The sequence below is a fragment of the Entomohabitans teleogrylli genome (assembly GCF_001484765.1).
Taxonomy (GTDB): domain Bacteria; phylum Pseudomonadota; class Gammaproteobacteria; order Enterobacterales; family Enterobacteriaceae; genus Entomohabitans; species Entomohabitans teleogrylli.
Window position 1 is genome coordinate 316,744 of record NZ_KQ947378.1, and the last position, 14,571, is coordinate 331,314.

Genomic DNA, 14,571 nt, shown 5'->3' on the forward strand with positions numbered 1-14,571 from the left:
AATCAACGAGAGGATTCACCATGTCTGTAATTAAGATGACCGATCTGGATCTGGCTGGTAAACGCGTTTTTATCCGTGCGGATCTGAACGTGCCGGTTAAAGAGGGTAAAGTGACCAGCGACGCGCGTATCCGCGCTTCTCTGCCGACCATCGAACTGGCGCTGAAACAGGGTGCGAAAGTGATGGTTACCTCCCATCTGGGTCGTCCGACCGAAGGCGAGTACAACGAAGAATTCTCTCTGCTGCCGGTGGTTAATTACCTGAAAGACAAACTCTCCAGCCCGGTACGTCTGGTGAAAGACTACCTGGACGGCGTTGATGTCGCTGCCGGCGAACTGGTGGTGCTGGAAAACGTGCGGTTCAATAAAGGCGAGAAGAAAGACGACGAAGCGCTGTCCAAAAAATACGCCGCGCTGTGCGATGTGTTCGTGATGGATGCGTTTGGTACCGCGCACCGCGCCCAGGCGTCCACACACGGTATCGGCAAATTCGCCGAGGTTGCCTGCGCCGGCCCGCTGCTGGCCGCTGAACTGGATGCGCTGGGTAAAGCGCTGAAAGAACCGGCGCGTCCGATGGTCGCTATCGTGGGCGGTTCTAAAGTTTCCACCAAACTGACAGTGCTGGATTCCCTGTCTAAAATCGCCGATCAGTTGATCGTTGGCGGCGGTATCGCTAACACCTTTGTTGCCGCTCAGGGCCACAATGTGGGTAAATCCCTCTACGAAGCCGATCTGGTAGACGAAGCCAAACGTCTGCTGACCACCTGCGATATTCCGGTACCGACCGATGTACGGGTGGCGACTGAATTCTCTGAAACCGCGCCGGCAACCCTGAAGTCTGTGAACGACGTGAAAAGCGACGAGCAGATTCTGGATATCGGCGACGTTTCCGCCCAGAAACTGGCGGAAATCCTGAAAAACGCCAAAACCATTCTGTGGAATGGCCCGGTCGGCGTATTCGAATTCCCGAACTTCCGTAAAGGCACTGAGATCGTGGCTAACGCGATCGCTGACAGTGAAGCGTTCTCCATCGCCGGCGGCGGCGACACGCTGGCGGCTATCGATCTGTTCGGTATCGCCGACAAAATCTCTTATATCTCTACCGGCGGCGGCGCATTCCTGGAGTTTGTAGAAGGTAAAGTACTGCCGGCAGTGGCGATGCTCGAAGAGCGCGCTAAGCAGTAAGCGTTTATCAGGCGGGGCGACCCGCCTGTTTTTCAAAGAAGACTCAATTGTTGCTCTGAATAATTCGCGTTGCCAGAAGGCGGCGATGCAGCGAATCCCCGGGAGCTTGCATCAAGTCAGCAACCAGGGGCGCTGGCCCACAAGGGTCGAGGCCGAAGGCCGGGTAAAGCCAACGTACTGGCAGCACGAATTGTGGCGAGCAGAAACGGCCGAAGATACAGGACTACGTAACATGTCTAAAATTTTTGATTTCGTAAAACCAGGCGTGATCACCGGTGATGACGTTCAGAAGGTATTCCAGGTAGCTAAAGAGAACCATTTTGCGCTGCCGGCAGTAAACTGCGTGGGCACTGACTCCATCAACGCTGTGCTGGAAACCGCGGCAAAAGTGAAGGCGCCGGTTATCGTTCAGTTCTCTAACGGCGGCGCGGCGTTTATTGCCGGTAAAGGCGTTAAAACCGACGTTCCCCAGGGCGCGGCGATCCTCGGCGCGATTTCTGGCGCGCACCACGTTCATCAGATGGCCGAGCATTACGGCGTGCCGGTAATTTTGCACACTGACCACTGCGCCAAGAAACTGCTGCCGTGGCTGGACGGCCTGCTGGACGCTGGTGAAAAACATTTTGCCGCCACCGGTAAACCGCTGTTCTCTTCCCATATGATCGACCTGTCTGAAGAGTCTCTGGAAGAAAACATCGAGATTTGCTCTAAGTATCTGGCGCGCATGTCGAAAATCGGTATGACGCTGGAGATCGAACTGGGCTGCACCGGCGGTGAAGAAGACGGTGTCGACAACAGCCACATGGATGCCTCCGCGCTGTACACTCAGCCGGAAGATGTTGATTACGCTTACACTGAATTGAGCAAAATCAGCCCGCGTTTCACCATCGCCGCTTCTTTCGGTAACGTACACGGCGTGTACAAACCGGGTAACGTGGTACTGACTCCGACTATCCTGCGCGACTCTCAGGATTATGTTTCTAAGAAACACAACCTGCCGCACAACAGCCTGAACTTCGTCTTCCACGGCGGTTCCGGTTCTTCCGCTCAGGAAATCAAAGATTCCGTAAGCTACGGCGTAGTGAAAATGAACATCGATACCGACACCCAGTGGGCAACCTGGGAAGGTATCCTGAAGTACTACAAAGAGAACGAAGCTTACCTGCAGGGTCAGTTGGGCAACCCGAAAGGCGAAGACCAGCCGAACAAGAAATACTATGATCCGCGCGTCTGGCTGCGTGCCGGCCAGCAGAGCATGGTCGTACGCCTGGAGAAAGCCTTCCAGGAACTGAACGCTATCGACGTACTGTAAGCGCAGTCGTTGTACTGGTTCTCAGGCCCGCCGCTTAACCGGCGGGCTTTTTATTGCCAACTGAAAACCACGTCCTGTGGGCGTGGTCATCAACTGGTTTTGGCTCTGCCTTATTGTCTTTGTATTTAAATCTTACAAAACTGGCAGAGACTTATTTTTAAGGGTTTTGGTACGCCTTTCCAGGGCGTAATCAATGTCGCCTGCTATGAAGGCGGATTTTTATTCGCCGATCTCCGGCATGACATTATTCTGCAGTAATAAAATTTAATTATCTGATTTAGAACCTGATTTTTGAGTAACCTTACAGAATATACCTTTTGTCGCGACTTTCCCCTCCATCCGCAGCTTGCCGCAGGTTATTTTCCCAAATACAGCGCCTGCGATGGCTCATTTATGTGATGAACTTGGCATATTTCGTTGTTTTTGTTTACCCTTTAATAGGGTTTACAGACCTGCCACGCTTTTTTGTTATTTCATCATTCAGGGAGCCGTGAATGGAAGATATTAATGTAGTCGACAGCATAAACGATGCCGGTACCTGGCTGGTGCGCAACCAGGCGCTGTTGTTGAGTTATGCGGTGAACATTGTTGCGGCAATCGCCATTCTGATTGTTGGTATGATCATCGCGCGTCTTGTCTCTAATGCCGTTAACCGCGTGATGCTGGCGCGTAAAATCGACAGCACGGTGGCCGATTTTCTGTCTGCGCTGGTGCGCTATGGCATCATCGCTTTTACGTTGATTGCCGCGCTGGGCAGAGTCGGGGTGCAGACCGCTTCGGTGATCGCCGTACTGGGCGCCGCCGGTCTGGCCATAGGCCTGGCGCTGCAGGGGTCTTTGTCTAACCTTGCCGCCGGGGTGTTGCTGGTAACGTTCCGGCCATTCCGCAGCGGTGAGTATGTGGATCTCGGGGGCATCGCCGGTACCGTGATGAACGTACAGATTTTCTCTACCACCCTGCGTACCGTGGACGGCAAAATCGTCGTGGTGCCCAACGGGAAGATCATTGCCGGCAATATCATCAACTTCTCCCGGGAGCCGGTGCGCCGCAATGAGTTTATTATCGGCGTCGCCTACGATGCGGACATCGACGAGGTGAAACAGATCCTGACGGAAATTATCGAGTCCGATGATCGAATCCTGAAGGATCGCGAGCGCACGGTGCGGCTCAACGAACTGGGCGCTTCATCGGTGAATTTTGTGGTGCGCTGCTGGAGCAAAAGCAGCGATCTGCAGGAGGTCTACTGGGATGTGCTGGAGCGCATTAAAAAAGCGCTGGACGCCCGGGGGATCGGGATTCCTTATCCGCAGATGGATGTTCACGTTCATAAAGTCGCTGCGCCGCAGCAACCGCAGTAACGCCTGTCGCTGGCCGGATCTCGCCGGTCAGCGCTTCTTTATTAGCTCCCCTTATCGATGATAAATATTATCCATTTCCTCTAATATTCAGCCGCCGGTACACTGCACCTGAACTCGTCGGTTAAAGGATATCTGTCGTGCTGTCTTATTATTTTCAGGGGCTTATGCTCGGCGCCGCCCTGATTCTTCCGCTCGGGCCGCAAAACGCCTTTGTGATGAACCAGGGGCTCCGCCGCCAGTACCACATCATGATTGCCACCCTTTGCGCCATCAGCGATCTGTTGCTAATTGTCGCCGGTATCTTCGGCGGCAGCGCGCTGCTGATGCAGTCCCCGTGGCTGCTGGCGCTGGTGACCTGGGGCGGCGTTGCCTTTTTACTATGGTATGGCTGGGGAGCGTTGCGTACCGCCATGAGTAGCAACATAGAATTGGCCAGCGCGGAAGCGATGCGTCAGGGGCGCTGGAAAATCATTGTCACCGTGCTGGCGGTGACATGGCTGAACCCGCATGTCTGGCTGGACACCTTTGTGGTACTCGGTAGCCTGGGAGGACAGCTGGCTGCGGAACCGAAGCGCTGGTTTGCGCTGGGGACGGTAAGCGCATCGATACTGTGGTTTTATGGCCTGGCGCTGCTGGCGGCATGGCTGGCGCCGCGTCTGCGTACCGCCCGCGCCCAGCGCATCATTAACCTGTTGGTGGGGATGGTGATGTGGTTTATCGCCTGGCAACTGGCCCGGGAGGGCATTGCCCATCTGCGGGCGCTGTTGTAACAAATCGCCTTTATCCGATAGACAATACGTCGTCAGCAACTATGCTTGCAGCCAGGCGCCACGTTTATTGTTCCGGTCGGTTATCTGAAACGATGAACCGGCCGCAGAATCAGTGGCAGATGATATTGGAACGACGCATGGAGGAGTTACAGTGAAGTTTAAAGTTTTGGCCCTGGCCGCAATGTTGGGTTTCGGTGCGGTATCGGCGCAGGCAAATGAGCTGCCGAATGGCCCGCACGTCGTTACGTCAGGCACCGCGAGCGTAGATGCGGTACCGGATATCGCCACACTGGCGATTGAAGTGAATGTCTCCGCTAAAGATGCGGCAACGGCCAAAAAGCAGGCCGACGATCGCGTTGCGCAATATCTCACTTTCCTGCAGGGGAGCGGGGTGGATAAAAAGGACATTAACGCCGCGAATCTGCGTACTCAGCCGGAGTATGACTACCTGAAAGACGGTAAAACGCAGCTAAAAGGCTACCGCGCGGTACGCAGTGTGGAAGTCACGGTGCGGCAACTGGATAAACTGAATGACCTGCTCGACGGCGCCCTGAAAGCGGGCCTGAATGAAATTCGTTCGGTGTCGCTGGGGGTTGCGCAACCGGAAACCTATAAAGATAAGGCCCGTCAGGCGGCGATTGACGATGCTATCCACCAGGCGAAGATGCTGGCGGACGGCTTTAACAGCAAACTGGGCGCGGTCTACAGCATCCGCTATCACGTGTCGAACTACCAGCCGGCGCCGATGGTGCGGATGATGAAAGCCGCGGCCGCGCCGGTATCGGACCAGGACACTTACGAACAGCAGACCATTCAGTTTGACGACCAGGTCGATGTGGTGTTCGAACTGGCGCCGAGCCAGCCGCCGGCACCCGGCCAGTAACATGATACCCGGCCTCTAAACCAGAAAGCCCAAAACGCTGTTTTGGGCTTTCTTGCTTTGCACAGCCTGCGTACCCCGCAGGCTTTTTCAATCCTGACGCAGCACCCGGTGGCCGTAGGCCAGCAGCGCATCGGTGACTTTACGCATCATGCGGCTTTCCGGCGCGAAGCGGTGCCAGTAGAGCATCCGGCGCTGAAACAGTCCTGGCGTCAGGTCGATCAACTCACCGCTGTTGAGCTCTTTCTCGATCTGCAAATGGGGGATCATACAGCAGGTCGTTCCCTGGCGGGCCAACTGGACGAAGGCTTCCGACGAATTAACGATATGACAGGGCACGCTGCCCGGCGACAGATCGAAATTCTGTTGCAGGAATGCCTGATGCATGTCGTCCAGGTGGTCGAAGGCGACCGCCGGGGCTTTCAGCAGCGCTGAGCGGGTTACCCCGTTGGGGAAATAGCGGGCGGCGAAATCCCGGGAGCCGACGAACAGATAGTCCAGCGCGCCGAGCTGATCCACCAGACAACTGGGCAGCGGCTGGGGCTGGATACTAACCGCGCCGACCACTTCGCCGCGGCGCAGCCGTTCCTGAGTTCGGGTTTCATCTTCCACCTGCAGGTTGAGGCGAATTGGCGAGTCCGAAAGCACCGGCGCCAGCGCCGGCAGCAGCCAGGTGGCGAGACTGTCGGCGTTCACCGCCAGCGAAAGCAGCAGCGGGGTGGAGCCGGTTTGCTCGTCTCCCAGCCACTCCTCTTCCAGCAATTCCACCTGACGCAGCAGCGCCAGCAGTTTTTGCCCTTGTTCTGTCGGGCGCGGCGGTACAGTGCGCACCAGCAGCGGCTGGCCGAAAGTATTTTCCAGTTGTTTGATGCGCTGAGAAACGGCGGACTGAGTAATACACAGTTTCTGCGCGGCGCGCTCGAACCCGCGTTCGCGTATGACGGCGTCAAGCGCCTGTAGTGTTCTGTAGTCCGGACGTTTCATTGTGATGGGTAGGCTCCTGTTTTTGTTATTTCAGCACTATGACATAAATTTGTCATGGGTACAGATGAAATCCCGCGGATTTGTCACTTTATAACCGTCACAGATCAGGTTAACTGGCAGGCCACAAATGCGAATTATCCCGGGGATGAGCATGAAATCTCTGTGGTTAACCGGGAATAGCGGGCACATTTTCCGCGCCATGTTCTATAATGCGCCACAATTGACACACCACAGGCAAAAAACCATGACACAGGATGAACTGAAGAAAGCCGTTGGCTGGGCTGCGCTCCAGTACGTACAGCCAGGCACTATTGTCGGCGTGGGTACCGGCTCCACCGCCGCGCATTTTATTGATGCGCTGGGCACCATTAAACACCAGATCGACGGCGCGGTTTCCAGCTCCGATGCCTCTACCGAAAAGCTCAAAGCGTTGGGTATCCCGGTTTATGATCTTAATGAGGTGGATTCGCTGGGCATCTATGTGGACGGCGCGGATGAAATTAATGGTCATATGCAGATGATCAAAGGCGGCGGCGCGGCGTTGACCCGGGAAAAAATCATCGCCTCGGTGGCTGAAAAATTCATCTGCATTGCCGATGCCTCCAAACAAGTGGATATTCTCGGTCGCTTCCCGCTGCCGGTCGAAGTGATCCCGATGGCGCGCAGTTGTGTGGCCCGGGCGCTGGTAAAACTGGGTGGCCGCCCGGAGTATCGCCAGGGGGTGTTGACCGACAACGGGAATGTGATTCTCGATGTATACGGCCTGGAGATTCTCGATCCGGTGGCGCTGGAGGATGCTATTAACAGCATTCCCGGCGTAGTGACCGTCGGTTTGTTTGCCAGACGCGGCGCCGATGTGGCGTTGATCGGCACCGCCGACGGCGTTAAAACTATCGTGAAATGATCTTACCGGGCGCTGCGGCGCCCAATTCCCGGCAGTGAAGACACGAAATTTCTTCACTGCTGAATTTAGTGATATATATCACATTTCCACTCTGTCGCCGATCGTTCATTCCCTTTCTGCCTTTAGATTCAGCATATTATCCCACCTGTGACCGCTGGATGATATTTGTTCAGGAGGGTGACGCAAACGTTCATATTGCCGGGAGCGTAATTTTTGATATGTTGACAGAAGGCTGGCTTATACAGCCGAACACAACATCAGTCAGATAATACAGGGTCGGGAAATGGCGAAAGTATCACTGGAGAAAGACAAAATTAAATTCCTGCTGGTGGAAGGGGTACACCAGAAAGCAATCGATAACCTTCGTGCGGCAGGCTACACCAACATCGAATATCATAAAGGGGCGCTGGACAACGACGCCCTGAAAGAATCCATCCGTGATGCCCATTTTATTGGACTGCGATCCCGTACCCACCTGACTGAAGAGGTCTTTGCCGCCGCGGAAAAACTGGTGGCGGTAGGCTGCTTCTGTATCGGCACCAACCAGGTCGATCTCAATGCCGCGGCGAAACGTGGTGTTCCGGTATTCAATGCCCCCTTCTCAAACACCCGTTCGGTGGCTGAACTGGTGATTGGCGAGCTGCTGCTGCTGCTGCGCGGCGTACCGGAAGCGAACGCCAAAGCGCACCGCGGAATCTGGAATAAACAGGCCGCCGGCAGCTTTGAAGCGCGTGGTAAAAAGCTCGGGATCATCGGTTACGGACATATCGGCACGCAACTGGGGATTCTGGCGGAGTCGCTGGGGATGCACGTTTTCTTTTACGATATTGAAAACAAACTGCCGCTGGGCAACGCCACCCAGGTACAACACCTCTCCGACCTGCTTAATATGAGCGATGTCGTCAGCCTGCACGTGCCGGAAAACGCATCGACGAAGAATATGATCGGCGCTGAACAACTGGCGATGATGAAGCCAGGTTCGCTGCTGATTAACGCTTCGCGCGGGACGGTGGTGGATATCCCGGCGCTGTGCGAGGTGCTGGCCAGTAAACACCTGGCCGGGGCGGCGGTTGATGTCTTCCCGACTGAGCCGGCCACCAACAGCGATCCGTTTACTTCACCGCTGTGCGAGTTTGACAATGTGCTGCTGACCCCGCATATCGGCGGCTCCACGCAGGAAGCGCAGGAAAATATCGGCCTTGAAGTGGCGGGCAAGCTGGCCAAGTATTCGGATAACGGCTCCACGCTATCGGCAGTCAATTTCCCGGAGGTGTCGCTGCCGCTGCATACCAGCAGCACCAGCCGTCTGCTGCATATCCATGAGAACCGCCCGGGCGTACTGACCGCGATTAACCATATCTTCGCCGATCAGAACATCAACATCGCGGCACAGTATCTGCAAACCTCAGCGCAGATGGGCTATGTGGTCATTGATATCGACGCCAGCGAAGAGGTAGCGCATAAAGCGCTGCAGGAGCTGAAGGCGATTCCGGGTACGATTCGCGCGCGCCTGCTGTACTGATCCTGACGCCGGTTCGTTAGCCTGCAAACCCATTACGGTGGGTTTGCAGACGGCGGAAAGAGGAGGGAAAAGCGTGTTTTTTCCCTCCTCTGTATTATCAGCCGGAAATCAATAAATTGATTTTCCTTGCTTTTATCAGGCGGTATCTACAATTGCGATAATCAGATGCGTTTACCATCCATCTGGTTTTTTATCTCTTTACACAGCCCTCTCGTTAATCCTCTTCTTTTCAGACCAATTCCCGGCGTATAATCCCGGCCCTTTGATGATTTTTTTGCCACTTTTTCGGAAGCATTATGAGCGTAACCTCCCTGATTCAGCCCGATCGCGACCTGTTTTCCTGGCCCCAGTACTGGGCGGCCTGTTTCGGTCCGGCGCCGTTTCTGCCGATGTCCAGGGAAGAGATGGATCAATTAGGCTGGGATAGCTGCGACATCATCATTGTTACCGGGGACGCCTATGTCGATCACCCCAGTTTCGGAATGGCCATCGTCGGGCGTATGCTGGAATCCCAGGGATTTCGGGTGGGTATCATTTCCCAGCCGGACTGGTCCAGCAAACAGGATTTCATGCGGCTGGGGAAGCCGAATCTTTATTTCGGCGTCACCGCCGGCAATATGGATTCGATGATCAACCGCTATACCGCGGATCGCCGCCTGCGTCATGACGATGCTTACACCGCCGATAACGTGGCCGGCAAGCGCCCGGATCGCGCGTCGCTGGTGTATACCCAGCGCTGTAAAGAAGCCTGGAGCGATGTTCCGGTGATCCTCGGCGGTATTGAGGCCAGCCTGCGCCGCACCGCCCATTATGACTACTGGTCGGATACCGTGCGTCGCTCGATCCTGGTCGATGCCAAGGCCGATATGCTGATGTTCGGCAACGGTGAACGCCCGCTGGTGGAAGTATCGCACCGCCTGGCGGCGGGGGAGCCCATCGATCAGATAGTGGATGTCCGTAATACGGCGGTGATCCGCAAGGGGCCGCTGCCGGGCTGGACCGGGGTGGATTCCACGCGCCTTGATACTCCCGGGCGTATCGATCCGATCCCTCATCCCTATGGTGAGGATCTGCCCTGTGCCGACGGCGGCAAGCCGGCGCCGGCTCAGCAGCAGGCTAAACCGGTAACCGTACAGCCGCCGAAGCCGAAGCCGTGGGAAAAAACCTACGTGCTGTTGCCTTCGTACGAAAAAGTCAAAAACGATAAAGTGTTGTACGCCCATGCGTCGCGTATCCTGCACCATGAAACCAACCCGGGCTGCGCCAGGGCGCTGATGCAGAAGCATGGCGATCGTTACATCTGGATCAATCCGCCGGCGATACCGCTGTCCACTGAAGAGATGGATAGCGTCTTTGCGCTGCCGTATCAGCGGGTACCTCACCCCTCTTATGGCGACAGCCGTATTCCGGCCTATGAGATGATCCGTTTTTCAGTGAATATCATGCGCGGCTGCTTTGGCGGTTGCTCATTCTGTTCGATCACCGAGCATGAAGGGCGCATCATTCAGAGTCGTTCTGAGGAATCGATCATTAATGAGATCGAAGCCATTCGCGATACCGTGCCCGGTTTTACCGGCGTGATCTCCGATCTTGGCGGCCCGACCGCCAACATGTATATGCTGCGCTGCACCTCGCCGCGCGCCGAGCAGACCTGTCGCCGGCTATCGTGCGTCTATCCGGAAATCTGCCCGCATATGGATACCAACCATCAGCCGACCATCGATCTGTACCGGCGCGCCAGGGAATTGAAAGGGATTAAAAAGATCCTCGTCGCTTCCGGGGTACGCTACGATCTGGCGGTGGCCGATCCACGCTATATCAAAGAACTGGCCACCCACCATGTCGGCGGCTATCTGAAGATTGCCCCGGAACATACCGAAGAGGGGCCGCTGTCGAAAATGATGAAGCCCGGGATGGGCAGCTATCAGCGCTTTAAGGAACTGTTTGATACCTATTCGAAACAGGCCGGGAAAGAGCAGTATCTGATTCCCTACTTTATCTCCGCCCATCCTGGTACCCGGGATGAGGATATGGTGAATCTGGCGCTGTGGCTGAAAAAGAACCGTTTCCGTCTCGATCAGGTGCAGAACTTCTATCCGTCGCCGCTGGCCAACTCGACCACCATGTATTACACCGGTAAAAACCCGCTGGGTAAGATTGGCTATAAGAGTGAAGAGGTGGTGGTACCGAAGGGCGACAAACAGCGTCGACTCCATAAGGCGCTGCTGCGTTACCACGATCCCGCCAACTGGCCGCTTATTCGCCAGGCGCTGGAAGCGATGGGCAAGAAACACCTGATTGGTCCGCGCCGGGATTGCCTGGTGCCGGCGCCGACGCTGGATGAGATGCGTGAAGCGCGGCGTCAGAACCGCAATACGCGCCCGGCGCTGACCAAACATACGCCGGTTGCGCATCAGCGTCAGACGCCCGTAAATGCGAAAAAACGGGCTAAACCGGGTTCACGTTAAACAATTTGGTTCCGGGAAGGTCATGCTTCCTGGAATTTGTTTATATCGTTGAGTGTAAGAAAATAGCTAACATATCAGCACCCTTTTCAGGGTGCTGTGATAAAGGGGATATTATAGAAATAAAGTGAAAAAGGATTTTAAGCGTGAAAAAAATAATTCAGACGGTATATTTCATGATTCTTGTAATGGCGGTTATTACCGTTATTACTGGTGATGGCTGGTATTGCAAGGTAGGAAGTAGTTCCTGTAAAGCGGCCAGAAGTGCGGCACGTAAAGCAGAACGGGAAGCAGCTGCCTATTCCCGGCCCGCTGTTTATCTTATTCTGGATATGGAGTTTGTGATTCCTCAGGAATTAATACCCTACAGGTACACTCCTCCTTGTGCTGAGAAAATAGCGGTATGGCCTGGCGGCAGGAAACGCGTGCCCTTTATGTTACTTAAAAGAGGTGACATTCTCGAACTGAAAATTGACTACCAGTCATTTCTCACCACTGAAACACATCAGGAAATAAAAGCTTCCTGGGGCAGAGGAATAGTATTTAAAAGTGAAATGCCGGTCGCTATGTTTCCTGATGCTATATTGATGGAGATTACGGATAGCGAATCCGAACCAAAAATAACATTTTCAATGGAGTACCCGACAAAAAGTAAAGTTACAGAAAATGAAACGGGTGAAAAATTAATTTGCGAACTCGGTAGTATGTCTATTACCAGTAAACAGTTAAGGTTTCTGTTGAAATAAATAACAGAGGGCTTTCTTTCTTACTGGTAAAGGCCAGCAGGTGGTGTTTTCTGTTGTGTGGCAAATGTGCCAGAGGCTTTTTTGACGATTGCAACCAGGATTTCTTTGTCGCTGCCAGACCGAGTGCATCCGTTTTTCCTGCGCTCATGGCGAGCCGCGCTTTGGTAAAAAGGTCTGTATACCGACAGAACCTCCCCGGTGCAGAGATATGAAAGAGACAGGTGTGTGACAGGAAGTAGCGCCTGGACAGACTCGCCCAGGCGCTATCAATGAGTTTAACTACCAAAGGTGTCCGGATCCGGACCGAGGCGTTTTCCCTGGTCCAGTTTCGCTATCTCTCCCAGCTCTTCTTTATCCAGCCGGAAGTCCCAGACCGCGAAGTTTTCCGCAATGCGCGACGCGGTGACCGATTTGGGAATCACCACCAGTCCGCTGTCGAGGTGCCAGCGAATTACAATCTGCGCCGGCGTTTTTGCGTATTTCTCCGCCAGTTTGCGGATCACCTGCTGATCAAAGACCCCCGCGCCGCCCTGGGCCAGCGGGCTCCAGGATTCGGTCTGAATTTTATGGGTGGCATTCCAGGCATGCAGCTGGCGCTGTTGCATCAACGGGTGCAGTTCTATCTGGTTGATCACCGGCGTTACGCCAGTTTCATCAATCAGCCGCTGCAGATGATTGACCTGGAAGTTACACACGCCAATGCTTTTCGCCAGTCCCTGTTTTTGCAGCTCAATCATGCCCTTCCAGGCCTCGACATAGTGGTTTTTACCCGGCACCGGCCAGTGCATCAGGTATAAATCCACATAGTCGAGCTGCAGTTTTTCCAGGCTGTCCTGCAGAGCCTGGTGCGGACGCTGCTGATCGTCGTTCCACAGTTTGGTGGTAATAAATAATTCATCGCGCGGTAGCGCCGCATCTGCCAGCGCTTTACCGACGCCATCCTCATTTTTGTAGGCGGCGGCGGTGTCGATGGAGCGATAGCCCACTTCCAGGGCTTTGTGAATGGCGGAAACCACCTCTTCGTTGCTGGCCTGCCAGACGCCAAGGCCCAGCTGCGGCATGACATTACCGTCCTGCAGCTTAATTACGGTTGGGTTCGTCATATACTCCTCCTTCAGAACGTGATGACCGGGGAGTTACCCCGGTTGAACTGCACTCTCAGAGCCAGACCCTAAGTCTGGACGAAATACACCAGAATGAAAGCCAGTGCTTAGCGAGCGGCTTCGTAGATACGGCGGCTGACGTCCAGGGTGATGTCTTTGCGTTCACCCAACTGCGTCATACCGTGTTCTTCCAGTTTAGTCAGCAATGCCGGAATCGAACTGCCGTCGAGGTTCCAGTCGCCAAGGCGGGTCGGTACGCCGAGTGATTCAAAGAACTGACGGGTGGCGGCAATCGCCGCGTCGATACGCTGATCTTCGCCGCCGCTGGTGATGTTCCAGACGCGCTCCGCGTACTGCAGCAGTTTTTCGCGTTTCTGCTGGCGTTTTTCATTCATCAGCGCCGGCAGCACAATGGCCAGCGTCTGGGCGTGGTCCAGACCGTGCATGGCGGTCAGCTCATGTCCCAGCATATGGGTCGCCCAGTCCTGAGGAACGCCGGCGCCGATAAGCCCATTAAGCGCCATGGTCGCGGCCCACATGACGTTGGCGCGTACATCGTAGTTTTCCGGCTCCTGCAACGCTTTCGGGCCTTCTTCAATCAGCGTCAGAAGAATGCCTTCGGCAAAGCGATCCTGGATTTTGGCGTTTACCGGATAAGTCAGATATTGCTCTATGGTATGGACAAAGGCGTCCACCACCCCGTTGGCCACCTGGCGGGCGGGCAGCGTGTAGGTATATACCGGATCGAGAATCGCGAACACCGGCTGTACCCACGGCGAATGGAAAGCCTGTTTGTCGCCGGTCGCTTTACGGGAGATGACCGCCCCTTTGTTCGATTCTGAGCCGGTGGCCGGCAGTGTCAGTACCGAGCCCATCGGGATGGCGCGGGTAATTTTGCTGCCAGAGGTTTCAAGGATCTCCCACGGATCGACCCCCTGCGGATACTGCGCCGCCGCCGCGATAAATTTAGTGCCGTCCAGCACCGAGCCGCCGCCCACCGCCAGCAGGAAAGTGATGTTTTCGGCGCGCGCCAGCTCAACGGCCTTCATCAGGGTTTCATAGGTTGGGTTTGGTTCTATACCGCCGAACTCAAGCACATCGAGCCCCTGCAGCGCCTGGTGAACCTGATCGAGTACACCGGTCTTTTTAACGCTGCCGCCGCCGTAGGTGATCAATACCCGAGCGTCGGCGGGAATTTGAGCGCGTAATTCCTGAATCGATCCTTTACCGAACAGAATGCGGGTTGGCGTATAGAGATTGAAATTATTCATTACCTGGTTCCTCTGATTAGGTAAAAACCTTCATGACCGGGGCACATTGTCGGCTTTTCCGCTGGCGTTGCT

12 protein-coding genes are annotated in these 14,571 nt (G+C 55.0%); 9 read left to right on the plus strand and 3 right to left on the minus strand.

The window, feature by feature from the left end; translation table 11 throughout:
• The first annotated feature begins 20 nt into the window (after positions 1 to 20).
• From pgk to AQ981_RS07115, 5 genes are all read left to right on the plus strand, one after another.
• On the plus strand, positions 21 to 1,184 hold the full coding sequence (pgk, locus tag AQ981_RS07095; protein ID WP_058911056.1) for a phosphoglycerate kinase: 1,164 nt from the start codon (positions 21 to 23) through the stop codon (positions 1,182 to 1,184).
• 232 nt (positions 1,185 to 1,416) lie between these two features.
• Positions 1,417 to 2,496 carry a class II fructose-bisphosphate aldolase gene (fbaA, locus tag AQ981_RS07100; RefSeq protein ID WP_058911057.1) on the plus strand — a complete coding sequence of 360 codons (1,080 nt, stop codon included), beginning with the start codon at positions 1,417 to 1,419 and terminating at the stop codon, positions 2,494 to 2,496.
• A gap of 494 nt (positions 2,497 to 2,990) precedes the next feature.
• Positions 2,991 to 3,854: a small-conductance mechanosensitive channel MscS gene (locus AQ981_RS07105; protein ID WP_058911058.1), complete on the plus strand. Its 864-nt coding sequence runs from the start codon at positions 2,991 to 2,993 to the stop codon at positions 3,852 to 3,854.
• Positions 3,855 to 3,991: 137 nt separating this feature from the next.
• Positions 3,992 to 4,624, plus strand: a complete 633-nt coding sequence (argO, locus tag AQ981_RS07110) for an arginine exporter ArgO (RefSeq protein ID WP_058911059.1) — start codon at positions 3,992 to 3,994, stop codon at positions 4,622 to 4,624.
• A 151-nt stretch (positions 4,625 to 4,775) separates the two neighbouring features.
• Positions 4,776 to 5,507 carry an oxidative stress defense protein gene (locus AQ981_RS07115; protein WP_058911060.1) on the plus strand — a complete coding sequence of 244 codons (732 nt, stop codon included), beginning with the start codon at positions 4,776 to 4,778 and terminating at the stop codon, positions 5,505 to 5,507.
• 87 nt (positions 5,508 to 5,594) lie between these two features.
• Here AQ981_RS07115 and argP read toward each other — a convergent pair whose 3' ends face one another.
• Positions 5,595 to 6,488, minus strand: a complete 894-nt coding sequence (gene argP, locus AQ981_RS07120; protein ID WP_058911061.1) for a DNA-binding transcriptional regulator ArgP — start codon at positions 6,486 to 6,488, stop codon at positions 5,595 to 5,597.
• Positions 6,489 to 6,732: 244 nt separating this feature from the next.
• Here argP and rpiA point away from each other — a divergent pair, with 244 nt between their 5' ends.
• From rpiA to AQ981_RS07140, 4 genes are all read left to right on the plus strand, one after another.
• Positions 6,733 to 7,392, plus strand: coding sequence for a ribose-5-phosphate isomerase RpiA (gene rpiA, locus AQ981_RS07125; RefSeq protein WP_249226279.1), 660 nt, complete (start codon positions 6,733 to 6,735; stop codon positions 7,390 to 7,392).
• Positions 7,393 to 7,675: 283 nt separating this feature from the next.
• Entirely contained in the window at positions 7,676 to 8,914 is a 1,239-nt protein-coding gene (gene serA, locus AQ981_RS07130; protein WP_058911062.1) for a phosphoglycerate dehydrogenase, read from the plus strand.
• A 296-nt stretch (positions 8,915 to 9,210) separates the two neighbouring features.
• A complete protein-coding gene (locus tag AQ981_RS07135; protein WP_058911063.1) occupies positions 9,211 to 11,382 on the plus strand; it encodes a YgiQ family radical SAM protein in 2,172 nt (723 codons plus the stop codon).
• Between the two features lie 143 nt (positions 11,383 to 11,525).
• A complete protein-coding gene (locus AQ981_RS07140) occupies positions 11,526 to 12,125 on the plus strand; it encodes a hypothetical protein (RefSeq protein WP_058911064.1) in 600 nt (199 codons plus the stop codon).
• Between the two features lie 275 nt (positions 12,126 to 12,400).
• Here AQ981_RS07140 and dkgA read toward each other — a convergent pair whose 3' ends face one another.
• A complete protein-coding gene (gene dkgA, locus AQ981_RS07145; RefSeq protein ID WP_058911065.1) occupies positions 12,401 to 13,228 on the minus strand; it encodes a 2,5-didehydrogluconate reductase DkgA in 828 nt (275 codons plus the stop codon).
• A 107-nt stretch (positions 13,229 to 13,335) separates the two neighbouring features.
• On the minus strand, positions 13,336 to 14,499 hold the full coding sequence (yqhD, locus tag AQ981_RS07150) for an alcohol dehydrogenase (RefSeq protein ID WP_058911066.1): 1,164 nt from the start codon (positions 14,497 to 14,499) through the stop codon (positions 13,336 to 13,338).
• Positions 14,500 to 14,571 lie beyond the last annotated feature (72 nt).